The 20,800-nt window shown below is 37.0% G+C and carries 20 protein-coding genes and 1 tRNA gene; 7 read left to right on the plus strand and 14 right to left on the minus strand.

The genetic code is table 11. The features are described 5' to 3' along the window. Window positions 1–9: 9 nt before the first annotated feature. The 4 genes from rbfA to fliW are packed head-to-tail and all read right to left on the minus strand — an operon-like array spanning window position 10 to window position 2,819. Window positions 10–357, minus strand: a complete 348-nt coding sequence (gene rbfA / locus LS65_RS00880) for a 30S ribosome-binding factor RbfA (RefSeq protein WP_034362428.1) — start codon at window positions 355–357, stop codon at window positions 10–12. Further along, the gene (gene tgt / locus LS65_RS00885; protein WP_034362427.1) at window positions 347–1,489 is read right to left on the minus strand and encodes a tRNA guanosine(34) transglycosylase Tgt; all 1,143 of its coding nucleotides are present in this window, start codon (window positions 1,487–1,489) and stop codon (window positions 347–349) included. Before tgt ends, rbfA begins: the two co-directional genes overlap by 11 nt. Window positions 1,490–1,499: 10 nt before the next feature. Then, window positions 1,500–2,366, minus strand: coding sequence for a pyrroline-5-carboxylate reductase (locus LS65_RS00890; protein ID WP_052061105.1), 867 nt, complete (start codon window positions 2,364–2,366; stop codon window positions 1,500–1,502). Window positions 2,367–2,375: 9 nt separating this feature from the next. Beyond that, window positions 2,376–2,819 carry a flagellar assembly protein FliW gene (gene fliW / locus LS65_RS00895; protein WP_034362426.1) on the minus strand — a complete coding sequence of 148 codons (444 nt, stop codon included), beginning with the start codon at window positions 2,817–2,819 and terminating at the stop codon, window positions 2,376–2,378. A 154-nt stretch (window positions 2,820–2,973) separates the two neighbouring features. On the opposite strand from fliW, the gene LS65_RS00900 reads away from it, so the two are divergent. Genes LS65_RS00900 through LS65_RS00910 form a run of 3 tightly spaced genes read left to right on the plus strand, consistent with a single transcriptional unit; the run spans window position 2,974 to window position 6,247 of the window. Further along, window positions 2,974–3,615 (plus strand): outer membrane protein assembly factor BamD, encoded by a 642-nt coding sequence (locus tag LS65_RS00900; RefSeq protein WP_052061104.1) that lies wholly within the window; start codon window positions 2,974–2,976, stop codon window positions 3,613–3,615. Between the two features lie 8 nt (window positions 3,616–3,623). Further along, entirely contained in the window at window positions 3,624–6,029 is a 2,406-nt protein-coding gene (gene lon / locus LS65_RS00905; RefSeq protein WP_034362425.1) for an endopeptidase La, read from the plus strand. Between the two features lie 23 nt (window positions 6,030–6,052). Beyond that, window positions 6,053–6,247: a hypothetical protein gene (locus LS65_RS00910; protein ID WP_094777079.1), complete on the plus strand. Its 195-nt coding sequence runs from the start codon at window positions 6,053–6,055 to the stop codon at window positions 6,245–6,247. On the opposite strand, the gene LS65_RS00915 is transcribed toward LS65_RS00910, so the two are convergent. Then, window positions 6,212–7,402, minus strand: a complete 1,191-nt coding sequence (locus tag LS65_RS00915; RefSeq protein ID WP_034362422.1) for a glycosyltransferase family protein — start codon at window positions 7,400–7,402, stop codon at window positions 6,212–6,214. The two genes, LS65_RS00910 and LS65_RS00915, sit on opposite strands and share 36 nt — an antisense overlap. 182 nt (window positions 7,403–7,584) lie before the next feature. On the opposite strand from LS65_RS00915, the gene LS65_RS00920 reads away from it, so the two are divergent. Continuing rightward, window positions 7,585–7,659 (plus strand) — tRNA-Asn (locus LS65_RS00920). Between the two features lie 96 nt (window positions 7,660–7,755). Here LS65_RS00920 and cysK read toward each other — a convergent pair. Then, the gene (cysK, locus tag LS65_RS00925) at window positions 7,756–8,658 is read right to left on the minus strand and encodes a cysteine synthase A (protein ID WP_034362421.1); all 903 of its coding nucleotides are present in this window, start codon (window positions 8,656–8,658) and stop codon (window positions 7,756–7,758) included. A gap of 87 nt (window positions 8,659–8,745) precedes the next feature. On the opposite strand from cysK, the gene LS65_RS00930 reads away from it, so the two are divergent. From LS65_RS00930 to LS65_RS00940, 3 genes are all read left to right on the plus strand, one after another. Further along, the gene (locus tag LS65_RS00930) at window positions 8,746–9,183 is read left to right on the plus strand and encodes an energy transducer TonB (protein WP_034362420.1); all 438 of its coding nucleotides are present in this window, start codon (window positions 8,746–8,748) and stop codon (window positions 9,181–9,183) included. Between the two features lie 142 nt (window positions 9,184–9,325). Next, a complete protein-coding gene (locus tag LS65_RS00935; protein WP_034362418.1) occupies window positions 9,326–10,864 on the plus strand; it encodes an ankyrin repeat domain-containing protein in 1,539 nt (512 codons plus the stop codon). Between the two features lie 19 nt (window positions 10,865–10,883). Next, window positions 10,884–11,192 (plus strand): BspA family leucine-rich repeat surface protein, encoded by a 309-nt coding sequence (locus LS65_RS00940; protein WP_337954978.1) that lies wholly within the window; start codon window positions 10,884–10,886, stop codon window positions 11,190–11,192. 117 nt (window positions 11,193–11,309) lie between these two features. Here the strand turns inward: LS65_RS00940 and alaS are convergent, their stop codons facing one another. The 8 genes from alaS to LS65_RS00980 all read right to left on the minus strand — a co-directional run bounded on the left by alaS (window position 11,310) and on the right by LS65_RS00980 (window position 20,640). Then, window positions 11,310–13,988 (minus strand): alanine--tRNA ligase, encoded by a 2,679-nt coding sequence (gene alaS / locus LS65_RS00945; protein ID WP_034362413.1) that lies wholly within the window; start codon window positions 13,986–13,988, stop codon window positions 11,310–11,312. A gap of 54 nt (window positions 13,989–14,042) precedes the next feature. Beyond that, window positions 14,043–14,618: a phosphatase PAP2 family protein gene (locus tag LS65_RS00950; RefSeq protein ID WP_052061152.1), complete on the minus strand. Its 576-nt coding sequence runs from the start codon at window positions 14,616–14,618 to the stop codon at window positions 14,043–14,045. A gap of 67 nt (window positions 14,619–14,685) precedes the next feature. Then, entirely contained in the window at window positions 14,686–15,630 is a 945-nt protein-coding gene (gene pdxA / locus LS65_RS00955; RefSeq protein WP_034362412.1) for a 4-hydroxythreonine-4-phosphate dehydrogenase, read from the minus strand. Beyond that, window positions 15,618–16,415 carry a pyridoxine 5'-phosphate synthase gene (locus LS65_RS00960; protein WP_034363289.1) on the minus strand — a complete coding sequence of 266 codons (798 nt, stop codon included), beginning with the start codon at window positions 16,413–16,415 and terminating at the stop codon, window positions 15,618–15,620. Before LS65_RS00960 ends, pdxA begins: the two co-directional genes overlap by 13 nt. Before the next feature lie 56 nt (window positions 16,416–16,471). Beyond that, window positions 16,472–16,954 (minus strand): acetolactate synthase small subunit, encoded by a 483-nt coding sequence (gene ilvN / locus LS65_RS00965; protein WP_034362410.1) that lies wholly within the window; start codon window positions 16,952–16,954, stop codon window positions 16,472–16,474. Next, a complete protein-coding gene (locus tag LS65_RS00970; protein WP_034362408.1) occupies window positions 16,954–18,669 on the minus strand; it encodes an acetolactate synthase large subunit in 1,716 nt (571 codons plus the stop codon). The genes ilvN and LS65_RS00970 overlap by 1 nt, the downstream gene beginning before the upstream one ends. Before the next feature lie 223 nt (window positions 18,670–18,892). Beyond that, window positions 18,893–19,588 carry a formate dehydrogenase subunit gamma gene (locus LS65_RS00975; RefSeq protein WP_034362406.1) on the minus strand — a complete coding sequence of 232 codons (696 nt, stop codon included), beginning with the start codon at window positions 19,586–19,588 and terminating at the stop codon, window positions 18,893–18,895. Next, a complete protein-coding gene (locus tag LS65_RS00980) occupies window positions 19,585–20,640 on the minus strand; it encodes a 4Fe-4S dicluster domain-containing protein (protein ID WP_034362404.1) in 1,056 nt (351 codons plus the stop codon). Before LS65_RS00980 ends, LS65_RS00975 begins: the two co-directional genes overlap by 4 nt. Window positions 20,641–20,800: the final 160 nt, after the last annotated feature.

A 20,800-nucleotide genomic window follows, 5' to 3' on the forward strand; every position in this document is an offset into this window, starting at 1 on the left:
TTATGTTCCTTAATGTTTGTCTTTAGCAAGTTGTGCAAAAATAGAATCAAGCGTATTAGCATTTTGCAAAGTATCATCAAAGCTAAAATGTAAGATTGGTGCGCGAAACCATTGCGTAGAACTTAGCACATATTCTTTCAAAATGCCTTGTGCTTTATTGAGTTTATGTAAAATAAGTTTTCTCTCATTTTGCGCAATATCTGTTGCTTCAATAAAAACTTCTGCACTTTGCTTACCCTTAGAGCATTTTACACCTGTGATACTTAGGCTATTAATCTGTGTATCACTCAGCTGTGAAAGTGCCTCGCTTAAGACTTCTTGTAGTAAAGATTCTACTCTTTGGTGTTTAATATTCATTGGGTGTCTCCATTTCTCTTAAATCGTAAAAACGGGTGCGATATTCTTTGAATCTACCTGCTAAAATCGCCGCTCTAGCACCTTTTGTGAGATGAAGATAATAATGCAAATTATGCAAAGAGGCAAGGCGATGATAGGTAATTTCATTTGCACGAAAAAGATGCCTTAAATAGGCACGACTAAAGCGTTGGCAAGTGTAACATTCACATTGAGTATCAATAGGTGATTTATCATCTGCATATTGTGCGACTTTAATGTTGATTTTACCAAAATGCGTAAAAAGTGTGCCGTTTCTTGCATTGCGCGTAGGCATCACACAATCAAACATATCCACGCCAAGATTGATAGATTCTATAATATTTTCTGGTGTGCCTACACCCATAAGATAACGTGGTTTATGTATCGGCATAAGCTCTGTGGTATGAGCGATACACCTATACATATCCTCTATATTTTCACCCACAGCTAAACCACCAATAGCAAACCCATCAAAATCACCCATATTTGTGAGGCTATTTGCTGATAATGTGCGGAAATGTGTATCTGTGCCACCCTGAATAATTGCAAAAAGATGGTTACTTAAACCTCTACCCTCTTGTTTCATTTTTTGATGATAATTTATACTTCTTTGCGCCCAATCACTCGTGCGCCGCACAGAATCTGCCAAACGTTCAACACTTGCAGGCAACCCTACTAAATCATCAAGCACCATCATAATATCGCTATTGAGTGCATATTGAATATCGAGCACAAATTCTGGTGAAAAAAAATGTTTTGAACCATCAATATGAGATTTAAAACTTATACCTTCTTCACAAATTTGTGTGTTTTGATTGAGGCTAAAGGCTTGGAATCCTCCACTATCACTCAAATAACTCCCATTAAAATTTGCGAAAGAATGAATACCTCCAAAGCCCTTAAGTCGCTCTATTCCTACACGCAAATACATATGATAGGTGTTTGCAAGGATTATTTTTGCTCCTAGAATCTCAGATACATCATTGCTATCAAGGGCTTTTATACAACCTTGTGTGCCAACAGGCATAAAAACAGGAGTTTGCACTTGGGCTTTAGCTAGACTAAGATTCAAGGCTCTTGCTTTGCCTTCTTGCGCTTGAAGTGCCACTTGCATAAAAAGTCTCTTAATGTTTAAGCTTTTGTGATTGTAGTGTATGTGATTTTGGCTCTTTAGTTTTATTATGTGCTATGCAATCTTTTGCATATTGTGCAGCAATATGTGCAGCATTGATAAATGCACCCCGCACCCCGCTTTGCTCAAGTGCATTGATACCCCTTATAGTTGTGCCACCTGGACTTGAAATAGCGTATTTAAGCTCACTTGGATTCCTATGTGCTAATTCTGCACTAAATCCCACAAAACATTGCTTAACTAAAGCTACACTTTGCGCGTATGTGAGACCCTCAAGCACTCCTGCGTCAATTAGTGATTCAGCGACAAGAGCTAAAAAAGCAATACCACTTCCGCTTGGAGCAATGCTTGATTCTATAAGTGATTCGCTATCTACTTGCACAGCACTACCAAAAGATTCTATAAATGGAATCACTTCTTTATGGAGAATACATTGAGATGTGCTTGCGTTCTGTGTATAGTAAAAAGCAGTAGCAGAGAGCTTACTATGAGCGGCGATATTAGGCATAGCACGCACGATATAAGTAGATTCTATATATGATTGTATCTTTTCTACACTCACTCCCGCCAACACACTATACACACATCGTGCCTTGCCCTTAAAAACAAAACTTTCCATTCCTTTTGGTTTTGTGCAAAGAAGCAAATCTTTTCCCTCGCAGTCAATTTCATAACGACCTTGTTTATCGCATTGAGTTTCTAAAATGCGTGCTTTTAAAGAATGAAGAGAGATAAAATCTTGTGCTTTTTGTGTTTCACGTCCTGCAATGAGCAACTCATAATGTTTTGTAATAAAAGGATTCTTGACCAATATAGCTTGTGCTATATTGCCATATCCTACAGCAAGGAGAGTTTTCATAAGTTGCTACTATTTTGATTTGTCATCATTTCGCACTGGTGCAGACTGCTCCCCTTTTTGAGCCTCTTTTTGATTGTAGTATGTGTCAATAGGTTCATCAAGGTGATACATTGGATATTGTGTGCTATCAAGAACGACTTGCGCCATTGTGAGATTATCAAAATTAAAAATTAATGGAGCAATAAAGTTAATAGTAGATTTTTCAATAGGCTTTTTAATTACCATAATATTAGCAATAAGCAGATTCTTTGCATTGCTCAAATCAAGTAGAATTTTAATATTTGAAGGGACATCAAACTCATATTCCCGAAGTAAAAATGGATTCACAAGTGTAAAATTAGGCACATCATTATCAACATTAGAAAGCTTCATAAATAAATCATCAATCTTTTCAAGCTTCATTCTTTCTACTTGCTCAAAACCTAAAATTGGCAACTTGACTTCAAAAATCATATTCTACTCCCATTTTTCTCTCATCAAACCTAAGTAGTCGCAACTAGATTCTTAATAAAAGTATAGATTATAGCATAAATCTGTATTTTTATACTAAAATGATAAAATGTAAAGTGTATAATACATTAAATTTATTTTGAATCAAAGGTTGTTAATGAAAATATATTCCTTTATAAGTGTATTTTTTGTAATTTTCCTGCTTTTTGGTTGTGCAAAAAAAGAAGTAGAATATAATAAACCCGCTTCTTATTGGTATGAATCTATTATCAAAGAAATCAATTTTGGGAATCTTGAGGGCGCAGATGGATTCTTCTCATCTTTGCAAAGTGAGCATATTAATTCCCCACTTATTCCTGAAGCAATACTGATACTTGGTGAAGCACATATGGAGAGAGATGAATACCTTTTAGCAGCCTTTTATTTTGATGAATATCTTAAACGTTACTCATCTTTTGAGAATCAAGATTATGCCTCTTATTTGAAAATTTTGGCAAATTTTTATGGATTCAAAAATTATAGTAAAGACCAAGAATTTATTGCACAAAGCATTAATGAAGCGCAAACATTTTTACAGAATTATCCACAAAGTCGTTATGCGCCCTATGTAGAATATATTGCTCTTAAATTCCAACTTGGGCAAATTGAACTTAATCGAGCCATAGCTCGTGTGTATAAAAAACAAAAGAAAAGTGAGGCGGCAGAAGAGTATTTAAGTCGCAATGATGATGCACTTTTTACACATCTTAACCCCAAAGCATCGCATATTCCTTGGTATGTGCGTATTTTTAACTGGTAGGAGAAAGAATGAATACTTTACAACACGATGAATTTCCGATGATTATACCTGTTATTACAAAAGATGAATTGATATATCCTTTTATGATTGCGCCTATTTTTCTTGATGATGAGGAGCATATTAAAGCTGCACATAAAGCAGTAGAAGGCAATAGCCTTGTGTTTATTGGGTTTGAACACGATGATGAGAATCAACAATTTTCATTTTACAATATAGGCATTATAGGAAGCATTATGCGCGAAGTAATGCTTCCAGATGGACGCGTGAAAATACTTTTTAAAGGTTTATATCGGGGTAAGATTCTATCTGTATTGCAATCCCCTACAGAGCCACTCCAAGCAGAAGTTGATATATTCACATATCAAGAATATGATAAGAGTAGAATAAGTGCTCTTGTGCAGGTATTGCACGAAAAGGTGCTTCACCTTGCAGAGATTGACGGGAGATTCTCACCTGATATTATTAAAACCATAGAAAATAATAACGAGCCAAATCGCATTGTGGATTTTGTTGCTTCAGCAATGCGACTTTCAAGCAAACAAGCTTATGAAATTTTTGCTCAAGATGATGTTGAAGAACGTGTGCTTGGGCTTATTGATATAGTGATTGAGGAAACACAAGCTAAAAAGCTCCAAAAAGAGATTAAAAACAAAGTGCATAATAAAATGGAGCAAGTGAATAAAGAATATTTTCTCAAAGAGCAGTTAAAACAGATTCAAAAAGAACTCGGCACAGAAAATATGCGCGATGAGGAAATAGAGCAGTATGAGCAAAAGCTTAATGCTCTTAAGCCCTATATGAGCGAAAATGCCTATAAGGAAGTGCAAAAACAAATCAAACGTCTCTCTCGTATGCACCAAGATAGCGGTGATGCAAATATTTTGCAAAACTACATAGAATGGGTGCTTGAGATTCCATTTGATAAATATGCGCGTCAAAAACTCTCTATTCAAAAAGTTGCAAAACAGCTTGATGCTGACCATTATTCATTGCAGAAGCCAAAAGAACGCATTGTAGAATATTTTGCAGTCAAAGAGCTTGTCGCTAAACGCGAGGCAGATTCACAAAAAAATGATAAAAATACAAAAATACAAAATAATAGTGCTAAACAAGAAAAAGGCACTATCTTATGCTTTTATGGACCTCCGGGTGTAGGTAAAACAAGTCTTGCAAATTCTATTGCAAAAGCCATTAAACGACAACTTGTGCGTATAGCCCTTGGGGGGTTAGAAGATGTGAATGAATTGCGAGGACATCGCCGCACTTATATTGGGGCAATGCCCGGGCGCATCACACAAGGGCTTATCGAAGCAAAAGAAATGAATCCTGTTATCGTGCTTGATGAAATTGATAAAGTCGGAAGAAGCTATCGAGGCGACCCTACAAGTGTGCTCCTAGAGATTTTAGACCCAGAGCAAAATCACGCCTTTAGGGACTATTACACAAATTTTGATATTGACCTTTCACAAGTTATTTTTATCGCCACAGCAAATGATATTTCTACTATTCCTGCACCATTGCGTGATAGAATGGAGTTTATTTCTATTTCATCTTACACGCCGCAAGAAAAATGCGAAATTGCAAAAAAATACCTCATTCCACAGGAATTACAAAAGCACGGCTTAAGCCAAAATGAACTTAAAATCACTACTCCTGCGTTAAAAAACATTATAGAATCTTATACACGTGAAGCGGGAGTGAGAAGCTTAAGGCATAAAATCGCCCAAATTATGCGCAAAAGTGCAACTATGATTTTAAAAGGTGAAAAAAGTGTTACGATCACACCTCATAATGTTGGAGATTTTTTAGATAAAATCGTATTTGAGATTTCTCCAGCGGATAAAAAAAATATTGTCGGTGTGGTGAATGGTTTAGCTTGGACAAGTGTAGGTGGCGATGTGCTTAAAATCGAAGCACTAAAAATCAAAGGTAAAGGCATACTCACACTCACAGGAAGCCTAGGCGATGTAATGAAGGAATCTGCTCATATTGCACATTCTGTGGTAAAAGTCCTCCTTGATAAAAAATTTCTCAAAGCAAAAGAACAGAACAAAACGCCTATTTACCAGCTTTATGACATTCATTTGCACGTGCCAGAAGGTGCTACACCAAAAGATGGACCAAGTGCGGGAATTGCTATGGCGTGTGTCATTGCCTCTATTCTTACAGATTCTAAAATCTATGCGCATATTGCGATGACTGGTGAGCTGACTTTAAGGGGTAATGTGCTTGCTATTGGTGGATTGCGCGAGAAACTTATTGCCGCACATAAAGCAGGGATTAAAACTGCACTTATTCCACAAAAAAATTATGAACGCGATCTAAAAGATATACCGCAAGAAGTGCTTGATAATCTAAAGATTATCGGTGTAAGTGATATTAAAGAAGTGTTTGATATTGTGCTTGTAAAATGATGAATCCCAAAATAGATCTTTATATGGCACTTCTTTTTTGCGCACTTGGGTGGTTTGTGTGGATTTTAGGCTTTGTGTTTTTTCCGCTAAGCCTTTTTTTTCTTACGCGCTCAAATCATAGTCAATTACTTTTTATCATACTCGTTACTCTTAATATCACAGGACTTACTCTGTCATTATTTTTAATCGTCCATACTATCACAAAGCAATTGCTTTAATACCTTAAGATTCTCACCAAGATGCCATTTTTGAGCGGCTTTATGTGCTGAAATTTTATAAGAATCAATGTCTTTATATGACAAACAAGAAAACACATCAGCAATATGGGCACTTTCAAAACCTTTTGCGATAACCCCACAAGAATGCGCTCTAATAAAATTTCCTACATCATAAAGTGGTGTAGAGACAATAGCTAGTCGTGCTTGAACATACTCAAAAAGCTTATTTGGCATACAATGGGCAAGATTAAAGGTTGTAGGTTTAAAAGGAATAAGTCCTATATCATATTGTGTGCTTTGTGGGATAATTTCCTCTAGGCAAACAGGCAGCACGATTTCAAGTGATGGTATCTCGTGAGCATTCGCACAAAAAGATTCTAAAAATCCTTTTTGATTGCTTAAAACCATAGCATAAAGTTTATAAGGCGTATTAATAAGCAAACGCGCTAAATCTAAAAGCTCCATAGAACTTCTATCAGGGCTTATGAATCCGTGATATAAAATCTTAATTTCTCTTTTGTTTGTAGGTGTAGGAGTGTAATCAAAAAATGGTGGCAAGGAATAAAAAAGAGAGCAAGAGAGATTAAAATCATTTTTATATCGCTCACATAATCCCTCACTCACACTTATTGCTACATCTACACAAGGCAAATATGTCTCGCATAGATATAGAAAAAATCGCCCCAAACCTTGCAACCACTTTTCATCATTTTCATATTCAAGTGGATAAAACTCACGCAAATCAATGAGAATCTTGCAGGTTTTATGCGCTTTTTTATATGCACACGCAAAAGGCAAAAGTGTAATATCCTCCACAATCAGCATATCTTGAAGTGGCAAGGAATCTAAAAGATTTGGGATAATTTTACGATTTGGTGTATAAAGGAGTGCTTCAAAATTACCTATTTGACAATTATGCAAAAGTTCATCATTTTCTTGCTGTGTGCGCTCTTTACTTGATTTATCTTTTGGAAAGCAAAGCAGATGAGATTGCATACCCAAAGCATTAAATTCATTTGTATGACAATCTTTACTCACTACGCTTAAGGTAATTTGCGCGCCTTCTTGCCTCAATGTATGCAAAAGTTGTAGCATACGACTTGAGCGAGGCTTTTTTGTGATATTATGGTCGCAAAGCAAACTGATATGCTTCATTTTTTTCCTTATCTTAGAATCCTAAGAGCTATTTTACTCTTTAAGAAAGCTTTTAGGCAAGTATATTTGTATTCTTTTTGTGAAAGGTGCAATGTTTATTTTCTTGACAAAAAAAGCGGTTTTGGTTATAATTGCGCCTTTTATCTAGGTAGGCGCAAAGCGTAATAATAGATTTATAATATTCCGGATTAGCTCAGCGGTAGAGTAGGTGGCTGTTAACCACTTGGTCGCAGGTTCGAATCCTGCATCCGGAGCCACTTACAATCCTCACAAAATCTTTTCAGTAGCCCTTAAAATTGTAATCTTACCCTTATAACAATCTAGTATTATTCCCTCCATTTTTTAAATTATACTTAAAGCGTATTAAACAAATCTGTTGAAAGGTATCGCTCTGCTGTATCATTAAGCATAGTAAGCACTTTTTTATTTGGATTATTTTTAGCAATTTCAAGTGCAGCTACGACATTTGCGCCACTAGAAATTCCAACCATTACGCCGATTTTGCCTAAATTTTGAGCCATTTTGATAGCGGCTTCATTTTCTACAACTTCAATAGAATCTATCACATCACGATTAAGAATTTTAGGGACAAAGTTTGCACCAATGCCTTGAATCTTATGTGGTCCTGCTTGTCCTTTGCTAAGCAGTGGTGAAGCAGCAGGCTCTACGCCAATAATTTTAATAGATGGAATCTTCTCTTTAAGCACTTCGCCTACACCGCTAATTGTCCCACCTGTGCCAAATCCTGCCACAAAATAATCCAAACTTCCCTCAAAGCTTTTATAAATCTCTAGTGCGGTAGTGCGTTTGTGCATTTCTTTGTTAGCGAGATTCTCAAATTGACTTGGCATAAATGAGTTTGGTGTGGAATCTAAAATTTCTTGTGCTTTATTGAGCGCACCTTGCATACCCTCACTTGCAGGAGTAAGCACAAGATTCGCGCCAAATAAAGCTATCATCTTGCGTCTTTCTATGCTCATAGATTCTGGCATAGTGATGATGATTTTTAGTCCAAGAGAAGCACAAATCATAGCAAGAGATATGCCCATATTGCCGCTTGTGCATTCTACAATAGTTGTATCTTTTGTGATTTTACCTGTCTTTAGAGCTTCATCTATCATTGCATACGCGGGGCGGTCTTTAACAGAATGGCTTGGGTTTAAAAACTCGCATTTGCCATAAAGATTGGGAGCAAATTGCTGAAGTTGTAAAATTGGAGTGTTGCCGATAAGTTCGGTAATATTTTGAGCTATCATTGAAAATCCTTTGTTCGCACTTAAGCGTGAATTTGGTATTTAAAGCTTAGAATTTAGCAATTTTTTTATAAAAAATCAAGGAAAATAATGCAAATTTTATTCTCTCATTTTTTTATTATTTATATGATATGTCAATTCTTTATTCCACTTCAAGCAGCAGATTCTTATATACAAGTAAATAATTTCAACGAAAAAGCATTGGGTCAAAAAGCCACAGGTTGTATTATGCAACATTTGCTTTATCCTAAAGAAGCTAAAATCGATAAGATTGAGGGTGTTACAAAAATAATAGTAAGTCTTAAAAATAATCAAATATATAAACTTCAAATCATACAAAGCAGTGGCTACAAAATCCTTGATGCAGCTGCTTTAAGAGCAGTTGAAAAATCTAAAATATGTTTGCAAAATGTGTTTGATACTTATTTTAATAAGATAATCTTTGAATATGCTTTCATAATGCCAATAGAATTTAGATTTGCAGATTCTAAAAAGCAAGATATTGAAGTGCAAAAAATAAATATCTAAAAATATTTAAAGAAGTGAGTTTCATACTTTAGACTCATACAATTTATGATGATTAGATATACAATCTTGCATTTACAAAAAAAAAAAAAATGATATAATGCGCGGACACAAAAATCCACAAACAACTTACAAAAGGACACTAATGGCAGAAACGCAAAAAGATAACACTAAACTCGCACAAAAGCTTGAACAAGCGATAGAAAATTACAATCTCGAGCAGTTAAAAGAGATTTTGCACACAATGGAAGTAGAGAAAATAAAACTAAACAGCATAACGCTTGGAAAAAATCAATCAGTTTTTGGCTTTGCCTTGTATTCTATGGTCCATACAAGTAGCATTTGGAAGAAATGCAGAGAGCGATATGAGCCGCTCATCTCTGTGCTTTTAGAATTAGATGCGATTGAAGATTCAAAAGATTTAGAAGATGCGGAAATTTTAGAATTTATCATTAGGGAAATGCCGCATTTGGTGGTTTTATATGTCAAAAAAGGTCTTATTTTACATCGGGAGATTCTAATCCAAGGATATTTGCCCGAAGAAGATCATGGCGTGTTTAATCTCCTTGCTTTTGCGGTGGTAATGGACGCGTATTGGTGTTTAAATAATCCAAATGAGCCAAATTCTCACAGGGAGCTTATCAAGGTGCTTTTGGAATCTGGCGTAAATCCCAATGAAGTCGCACTTACGCAAGAGGATTTCAGGGACAATCGCGGCAAGGGTGCGATATACTACACATTATCCTACAATGAGACACTTCTACCACTTTTACAACAATATGGCGCAACAGATGAGGATATATTCTTAGCTGTGATGAGTTGCTCGCCCAAAAAGCAAGAGAAATATTTAGAATCTTATATGAATAAGGTGGATATAAACTATATCAGCTATGACAGCGCACTACATAGGGTGAAGAATCTTGCTTTAGCGCAACGTCTTATTGATAAGGGCGCAAATGTGAATGCGCAAAATATCAATGGTCAAACACCTCTAATGGCACACTATCACGATGTAGATATGTGGAAACTCTTACTTGATAATGGCGCAGATATACGCATCAAGGACAATGTGGGCGATACACTCGCATTTTATACCTTAAAACGTGAGTGGGATGGTAGAGATGGCGATATGAGCTTTTTAAAGACCCTAAAACTCCTCATAGCAAATGGGCTAGATGTCAATGAATGCGACAAAGACGGGCATAGTTTGCTCTACCTCGCCGAAGAGAGAATATTTGAAGAATCAAGTGAATTTTTGCGAGAAAATGGGGCAAAAATGACGCAAATTGATGAACAATTACAAAGAGAAAAAAATAAAAATAAAGAGTTAGTTGAAGTGCTTTCTAGCTGTATAGTTGCACCAAAAAAGGAATTAGAATCCTTAAAAGCAAAAGTCCTTGCACTTATTGAAAAAGGTGCGGTGATAGATGAAGAAAAGATAAAAGAGCTAGAAGTTTATGTTAGCGATTTAGAGCAGGAGTATTGGGACGATAGAGCCGTGTATGCAGGACGCAGCGTGAAAGACAGCGAGGAATATAGACTTTTGCAAGTTTTAAAAAAGTTTCACAAAGCAAAAGACAAGACAAAGGCATTTGATTCACTCTTTATGCCCGTTACAAAATCTAAGGGCGTAACTCATCAGCCACAAAATAGGGCAGAGCTTAAAAAACCTCGTAAAAGATAAAAAGATTTACTTAGGTGATATTGATGTGAGTAAAGTAAGAGACTTTACCAGTTTATTTGAAAAGAGCAGGAGAAAGGATTTTAGTGGGATAGAATCTTGGGAGACAAGCCACGTAACGACTATGAGAAAGTGCTTTTGTGGTGCAGTTCATTTCAATGAAAATATAGAATCTTGGAATGTCTCAAAGGTAAAAAATATGAGCCAAATGTTTATGGCTACAGATACTTTCAATCAGCCATTAAACAAATGGGATACTTCAAGCGTTACGAATATGAGCGAAATGTTTGAATCTGCCACAAGCATCAACCCCTTGATAAATGGCAGGTGAGAAGTGATTGCGATGTGAGGTATATGTTTGAAGGAACGCCTTTAGAAAACAATCCGCCCAAGTGGTATAAGGAAAGAGTAGATAAGAAATAAGTATAATCCCTTAACATAATATTCTTTATTGCAAAGCCTTTGTAGCAATGTCTTTTGCAAGATTTAAAGCTTGTGAGATTTTGTCTATATCTTTACCTCCAGCAGTGGCAAAGTCATCTCTGCCCCCGCCATTGCCTCCTAATTCTTGTGCAACTTGTTTTACCCAAGCTCCTGCTTTAAGAGGTGCATTTTTTACCCCTGCTACAATACTTATTTTATTATTAGATTCACTAAGAAGCAAAATGGCTACACTTTCACTTTCGTTTTTGCTTCTATCAATAATTTCTTTTGCCTCATTTGCACTTACAGAATCAAGTTTGAGCACAATCAGCCTCACACCATTTATCTCCTCATAATCGAGACTTTTTACACTTTGTTTTGCTTTGTTTGCTTTCTCTTTTGCCTCATTTAACTGCATTTTTATTTTTTCAATACCCTGCAAAATATCTTGTGCTTTTAAAGATTCTCTTGCCCTACTTAGTTCAAGCAAAGCATTCTTGCCATAATGATATGCTGCATTCCCACACACTGCTTCAATGCGGCGCACACCACTACTTACACCAGATTCTTTTACGATATAAAAACTACCAATTTCAGCAGTGTTATTCACGTGAATCCCACCGCATAACTCAATAGAATCTCCAAAGCTCACTACACGCACCCTCTCTCCATATTTTTCGCCAAAAAGTGCTTTTGCACCTTTTTCTTTTGCTTCTTTGATGTTCATAGTCTCACATTTTTGATGACTTGCTTTTAGAATCTGCTCATTGACAAGATTTTCAATGTGTGTAACCTCATCATTTGTCAAAGCCTTTGGGTGAGAGAAATCAAAGCGCAAACGATGCGGCTGCACAAGGCTACCTGCTTGAGCAATATGACTCCCTAACACTTGGCTTAGTGCAAAATGCAGCAAGTGCGTAGCCGAGTGATGCTTGGCGATTTCAAATCGCATAGAATCTACTTCTGCCATAACTTCTTGCCCTACTTTTAAAGCACTTAAAACTTCGATTTGAGAGAGATTTAATCCAAAAAATTTCTGTGTATCAAGCACTTGTGCAAACTTCTGTGTTTGGATAGATTCTAAAGATTTATTTGTAGAATATAATGCGCCTTTATCACCCACAGGACCGCCGGATTCAGGATAAAAAGGCGTAATATCAAGCATCACCCAACCTTGAGAGCTAGGGCTTAGAGTATCCACCATTTTAAATTGAGAATCAAGCAAGGCTTTAATCTTGCAAGTTTCTTTATTGCTCTCATAGCCAACAAATTTATTTTCTCCAAACTTGCTTAAAAGCACATTGAAATCACCCTCTTTTAAAGCGTCCCCGCTACCTTTCCAACTCGCTTTAGAGCGACTTTTTTGCTCATTCATACATTGCTCAAAAGCTTGCATATCCACTTGTATATGCCTTTCTCGCAGCATATCTTGAGTTAAATCAAGTGGAAAACCATAGGTATCATAAAGCTTAAATGCTACCTCTCCACTAAAAAATATCTCTTGTTTTTTACTAGAAGCTACACTTTGCAGATTCTCTAGCTCTGTATTAAATAATACCATTCCAGATTCTATGGTTTCAAAGAATCTCTCTTCCTCTGCTCTACATTGCTCTTTAATCGCTCTCTTGCGCTCTTGTAAATAGCTATAATGCTCACCCATACATTCACATACCACACCCACAACTTCATATAAAAATGGCTTTTTAAGCCCTAATAAATAGCCGTGTCGCACTGCTCGGCGTAAGATTCTGCGCAAAACATAGCCGCGTCCCTCTTTATCAAAATTCACCCCTTGTGCGAGGAGAAATGCTACACTTCGTGCGTGGTCAGCTATCACGCGAAAAGAAGCTTGAATATTTTTTATTTCAACAATCTGTGCTTCTTGCAAATCAAGTCTATCAAAAATTTCATCATCTCCATAATATGTTTTATGTGTAAGTTTTTGAAGACATTGCATTAGAGGTGCAAAAAGGCTTGTATCAAAATTATTTATCTTGCCCTCTTTAAGTGCAATGACGCGTTCTAGCCCCATACCTGTATCAATGCTAGGCTTTGGCAAAGGTGTTCTCACACCATCTTTTTGCTCAAACTGCATAAAGACAAGATTCCATATTTCTAAGAATCTATCTCCCTCGCCGCCAAAATAATCCTCTTTGGTATGAAAATATTTCTCGCCTTGATCTACATAAATTTCACTGCAAGGTCCGCAAGGTCCGCTATCACCCATTTGCCAAAAATTATCCTTATCGCCCATTCTTTTAATACGACTTGGCTCAATGTGTTCGCACCACAGCTCATAAGCTTCATCATCGCTCTCGTGGATTGTTACATATAGCACAGACTTATCAAATTTGAGAATCTGAGTTACAAACTCCCAAGCATACGCGATTGCTTCTTTTTTAAAATAATTGCCAAAGCTAAAATTACCAAGCATTTCAAAAAGCGTATGATGTCGTGCCGTGTAGCCAACATTTTCTAAGTCATTATGCTTCCCACCTGCACGGATACACAGCTGTGAGCTTGTAGCACGAGGTGGTGTGGGGATTGGAATCTTGCCTGTAAAAATATCCTTAAATTGCACCATACCCGCATTTGTAAAAAGCAAACTTGCATCATCTGGCACAAGTGGCATAGAATCATAAATTTTGTGAGATTTAGAAGCAAAAAAATCAAGATATTGCTGCCTAATATCATACTGCGCCATAAAAATCCTTTATTGACATAAAATATACTCCATATTATAGCTAAAACTTTAATCCTAAAAAGTATATCGCACATTGAGGCTTAAAGAAGGATTGCCTTGTAAATCCGTATCAACATTTGGCATAATCATTGTATTTTTAGGCATATACTTATTTGTAAAAATATATGAAAATCCCCACGCAAGCAGTGCGCCCACACTCACTTGCAATACAGAATGCTTCTTTGCCTCAACTCTTGAAGCAGCAGTAAGGACAGCTAAGATTCCAACAGGAATAGCAGGTTTCCACCCATAACGATAATACACATATCCAGCTGCACTAAAAGCCCCTGCTGAATGTCCGCTTGGCATACCTTGATAATTATCACAACAAGGACGTTTAGCAAAAGCTACACTATTACCATTTTTATGCGCGGTGTTAAAACCATATTTAATACCCTCTACAACAAGTTGTGTGCTTAAAGTGCCAAGTGCAAGCTCTCCCGCACCCTCATAATCTTCAATCGCTACAGATACAATCATCACATAAATAGGCAAAAATCTAAAAGCATCGCCAAATTGCTCAAATTGACTTTCTCTTGCTTGCACTGGGGGGGGGGAAGCAAAATAAAAGATTAAGAATGCAAATTGCATAAAAACATATCGCCACATAAAATTCCTTAAATCATACAAAATAAAATGCTATTATAAGATTCTATCCTTAAACTGCACCTTGTGCAAAATTATAATTTAGAGCATACTGCACTGCGTTAAAATAGCTTTGCAAACTAATACTACTTCCTTTTTTATATGCCCTATCATATGCCACGCCGTGATCTACTGAAGTGCGAAGTATAGGGAGATTTAAGCTCACATTGATACTCTCTTCAAAATAAAGTGCCTTAAGTGGAGCTAACCCCACATCGTGATACATACTCACAAAATACCGATATTTTTGCCTATTAAATGGTGAAAATGCACTATCAGGTGGATATGCACCAAAAAATACCTCTTTATGTAATTGCATATTTGCTTCTTGCACTGCGAAGCTAATATCTCTATCCTCATTCCCCATAATACCCTCATCTCCACAATGTGGATTAAGCCCTAGCACACAACAAGGCTCATTTAAAGAAATAGCCTTAGCAAAGCGCACAAGAAATTCTCTCACCCCCTCCTTGCTTACAAGCCTACTCACCTCACTTAATGCGATATGGTCAGTAAAAAGTGCGACAAACAAAGATTCACAGCCTAGCATCATAATGCTTTGTGCTTGAAAATATGAGGAGAGCGCATCAGTATGCCCAATATAGCTAATTCCAGCCTTTTGCCACGCTTTTTTATGGATAGGCAAGGTTACCAACGCCGCACATTCACCACTTTTGGTAAGATTCACACCTTGTATAAAGCTTTGGTAGCTATACACACCACTTCGTGAGCTTACTAAGCCCGGTGTGATGAGATTCTGCAAATCATAATCAAAATCCCCTACACACTGCATACCTAAGGGTATAGGATAACCTAAAAGCGCACTTGCAGATTCTAAAACTTCCCTATGAGTGCAATAAAGTGGCTCACACCATTGCACAATATGATGATGCGCTCTTAATGCGATTTCAAGCCCTATGCCATTGACATCACCAATGCTAATAGCTATCTTTGGCACATTGCCTCTCTCATTTGAATAATCGCACGCTCTAACCCTACAAACACAGCCCTTGCAATAATACTATGTCCGATATTTAATTCACTAATTTGTGGAATCTGCGCTATTTTCCCTACATTCTGATAATTTAGTCCGTGTCCTGCAAAGCATTCAAGGGTGCGAGTGTCTATGCTAGAAGTAGCCAGTTTGGCACATTGTGTAATATCATCAAGTGTATGTGTCATCTCCTCATATATCTCTTGAGGAGCAAGTTTCAAAGATTTGATAGAACGATGTGTGCGAGAAAGATTGCTATAAGCCATAAGATGCAAATTCGCATATCTTCCTGTGTGAAGCTCAACTGCTTGTGCTCCAAGCTCACGCGCAAGAAAAATTGATTCTTTTTTAGAGTCAATAAAAAGTGCTGTGGCGATGCCATAAGATTCAAAAGTTTTAAGCACATCACGAATGGTATCATAATGAGATTCTATATCTAGCCCACCCTCTGTGGTAACTTCCTCTCGTTTTTCAGGCACAAGCGTAATACGTTGTGGTGCAAGAGCACAAAGGTAATCAATAATCTTCTCATCAAGGGCAGATTCTATATTTACAGGTAATGGACTTGATTGGACAATGCGTTTTACATCACTATCGTGGATATGTCGTCTATCTTCACGCAAGTGCAATGTAATTTGATGCGCTCCTGCATTTTTGGCAATAAATACTGCTTCAAGTGGGTCAGGCTCATAAATAGCCCTTGCTTCACGCAAGGTTGCAATATGGTCAATATTCACACCTAATCGCATAAACATATCTGCTCCTTCTTAATAATCTTATTTTATTCTTTCTATCCACAAATAATTTATCTTTCCATTGCTACAACGCCGCTTCTTATAATTTCTTTTGGATTAAATACCCTAATAGCTGTGATAAAATGACTAATGGCAGAGGGTTTATCTGTCGCCATAACAATAACATATTTGTCATTGGCATTTGTAATCTTGCCATTATATGCCTTACAAAGAGTTTCAATATCCGCTAATCGCTCACCAATAGGAATTTTCACAAGCACTGATTCCATTTCAAGTAAATTATCACTTGAAATGACATTCATCACAGGAATAAGCTTGTGAAGCTGCTTAATAATCTGCTCAATCACAACTTCCGAGCCTTGCGTAACTATGGTTATGCGAGAGAGATTGCTATTAGGAATTGGCGCGGTTGTAAGAGATTCTATATTATAGCCTCGCGCAGAAAAAAGCCCTGAAATTCTTGCTAAAACGCTATGCTCATTAATCACATTGATACAAATACTCTTTTTTAATTCTCTAGCTTTTGTTTCCATTATTGCTCCTCTTTTTTAAAGGATTTATCCTCACTTGAGAGAATCATTTCATAAATTGCCCCTCCTGTTGGGACCATTGGCAACACATCTTCATATCTATCTATTATGACTTCAATAAATGCCACTTTTTTAGAATCTAATGCTTTTGTCAATGCTTCATCAAAATCACATTTACGTTCCACTCTAAAACCTACACCACCAAAAGATTCTATAAGTTTGATGAAATCAGGCTGCAAAGTTAAGTCTGTATGGGAAAAACGATGCTCATAAAAAAAGCTTTGCCATTGTCGCACCATTCCTAAATAATTATTATTTAAAATAATATTTACAAGAGGCACTCCATACGCAACACAAGTCATTAGCTCTTGAATATTCATTAAAATTGAACCATCACCTGTAATATTGATAATCGTCTTGTCCTCACAAGCAAGCTTTGCCCCAAGTGCTGCGGGTAAGCCATAGCCCATTGTTCCGAGTCCTCCACTACTCAAAAACTGACGTGGAAAGCTGAAAGGATAAAATTGTGCTGCCCACATTTGATGCTGCCCTACATCAGTTGTAATAATTGCACTATCACCCAAACGCTCCCCAAGCCTTTGAATCACCCATTGTGGTTTAATAGAATCAACACTATCTTCAAAACCCATAGGGTGCTTAAGCGCATAAGAGCGTAAATGTTCTTTCCATTCCATAATTTTTTGCGTTTCATAACCACTTAATTCAATCATCATATCTGATACAATATGCTTTAAATCCCCAACAATAGGATAATCCACTGCTACAATTTTACCAATAGAGCTCGGGTCTATATCAATATGCGCAATTTTTGCATTTTTTGCAAATTCACTTAACTTACCTGTAACCCTGTCATCAAAACGCGCTCCAAAGCATACTAATAAATCACATTCGCTTATCGCCATATTTGCAGCATAACTTCCGTGCATTCCAAGCATTCCAAGCAAATTTTCATCATCATATCTTAATACTCCTCTTGCAAGGAGCGTTTCCGCGCAAGGAATCCCTGTGCAATGCACAATTTCACGGATAATTTCACTTGCATTTGAAAGGATTGCGCCACCACCAATGTAAAATAAAGGCTTTTTAGCACTATGAATAGCCTCACAAAGTCTTTTTATTTGACGAGGATTACCCTTAATGGTAGGCTTATAACTTTGCAATGCAATAGATTCTGGATAGTCAAATGTTCCTAAAGTGCCTGTAATATCTTTTGGAATATCAACAAGCACGGGACCTTGTCTTCCACTACGAGCAATATAAAAAGCCTCTTTGAGGATTCTAGGTAGCTCTGCAATATTGCGCACTAAAAAATTATGCTTTGTGCAAGGACGCGAAATGCCCACCGCGTCAATTTCTTGAAACGCATCAGTGCCAATTTGTGTAATAGGCACTTGTCCGCTAATTATCACAAGTGGAATAGAATCTGTATAAGCTGTGGCGATACCTGTAATAGCATTTGTAAATCCCGGACCTGAAGTGATAATGGCTACACCCACCTCTCCGCTACTACGCGCATAACCATCAGCCGCGTGAGTTGCACCCTGCTCGTGTCGTGTAAGAATATGTGAAAAATAATTTTGTTTATAAATCTCATCATAAATATGCAAAACTGCACCACCCGGATAGCCAAAAACAACCTTTACACCCTCTAAATGTAAGGCTTCTATCACCATTTGCGCACCCGTTAGTTGTTTCATCACAAAACCCCTTTCTGCTTTGTCGCTTATTGTATTAATAAAAACTGCAAATCATATCCAAACAATTCTAAAGTAAAAATTTAAGCCTTAAATAAACTCTCTTAATAGCTCATTTTTCCCTTGATTACATTACTTTATGATACAACTTTTATTCTAGGGTTTCTCTTTTAAATAATAAACTCCCTTGCTTTTTATAAAAATTATAGGATTATGTAATCAAATCCTACCTAGATGATTGAGATGGTGTTTGTTCTAATGCCTTTTTTGCGCGTTCCACTCCATTTTTCCATAGCCTATGCCTATGCAAAATATACTTTGCGCTTACTTTTCCGCTAAACATTCCACTAAACAAAGGACGATTTGCCTTAAAAATAAACGCGGCTAAATGCCCAATAATTGCCAAAATCATCAAAAACATTCCCAAATTATGCAGCTGCGTAACCCAAAACATTACTCCCTCACTTAGATTAAATCCCGCTAGGTTTTTATAGGTTTTTATCATTCCTGTAATGACCAAAAGCAAAATCACCATCGCAATTCCCGCATAAGCAAGTCTTTGCTCGGGTAAATATTTCTCACTTGGTGGCTCTTCTCCTTTAAACAACATTGCCTTAATCACAGCAATACTTTTACCAAAATCGCCCTTTTTAGGGAGAATATCAAACTCCTTGCGCCCAAAGTGAAACATCAAATGGAATCCCACAAAGAATAATAAAGCAATCGCAAACACATAATGCACAACCAAAGAGATAGAATAATCCCCGCTCCAAGCCATTAAAGGCAATTCATTGAGCATATAACGCTTACTGATTGGCATTTGCAAGATTCCGCTAAAAATAAGCCCAAAAATGCTGATTGCAACGCCCCAATGCACGATTCTATTTTGCGCACTTTGCCGTGTTATTTTTACTTCTTTCATTTACTCTCCTTTTTATCGGCTCTATTTGCCTTTGCCACAGCAATACCTCCTGCGACAACTCCTACAAGAGGGGCTAAAAGCACACTTTTAATCAAAGCAGAATCCTCACTCACAAAGTTTTTAATCTCTAAATTCATATGCGGAATCCCCATTTTTTGCGGTTGCTCTTGTGTGAAATTGTGTTTTGCATTTAAAGATTCTTGTATGCTTTCAAAAGACACAGGCGAGACATAAAAGGTGGAAGTGCCGCCATTTTGCTTATCTCCATAGAGATAAGTCCCCTCTTTCTCTCCCTTATATGCTTGTGCTAACGCCTTAGCCTTTTGCAATATCTCTTCTCTATCTCCAAAAATTATAGCTTTTTTAGGACATTGCACCTCACAGGCTGGTTTTTGATTTTTTGCTAACAAATCCGCACAGCCATCGCATTTATACATTGCCCCTCCACCTGCAAGTTTGGGTGCGATTTTCAAATAGATTCCAACTCCCGCTTGTCTTTGTGGAATCCCCCAAGGGCATACATCTCTACATTTTGCACCGCCAAAGCAATACTCATCATCAATTTTTACCGCACCATTAGAATCCTTAGAAATCACGCCAAAGGGACAGAGCTTTTGACAAGTCGGGTCATCGCAGTGCATACACCTTCTAGGCACAAAAATCTCCCTATCCTCAACCTTTAGAGATTCCACATAAGTCCAATTATAAGGCGTTAGTCGCTTGATATTTTCTCTATTTTTAGAGTAATCCTCATAGACTTTTCGTGGGAAATAATAGGGAATCTCCGCTATGGGTTCGGGGAAATTTGTCATATTTTTTGCTTTACACGCAGAGACACAAGCGGGAATCTCCCTATCTCTGCACCCATCACACAATCCCAAATCTATAATGGAAGCCATTTTGTATTGAAGATTGTGTGCGGGAATAGAAGCTTTAGAATCTGCGGGTTGTGCCGCATTCACACTCACCGCACTCACACTTGCCACGCCTAGAAACTTTAAAAAGCTCCTACGCGATGAATTTGTTTGATTGTTTTCTTTAGTTTTTTCCATATTTTTAACCTTGATTTCACCTTAAAATATGGAAGTATATAAAATTACAAAGAATTTAAAAGTGATATTATCACAATTTACACTAAGAAAACTTGTCCTCTTTGATTGCTTTATTTTGGCTTTGAATCTGCATAAATCCACTTGCAATTTTGTTTTTTTT

It is taken from the genome of Helicobacter japonicus, from assembly GCF_000762845.2.
Lineage (GTDB): Bacteria > Campylobacterota > Campylobacteria > Campylobacterales > Helicobacteraceae > Helicobacter_C > Helicobacter_C japonicus.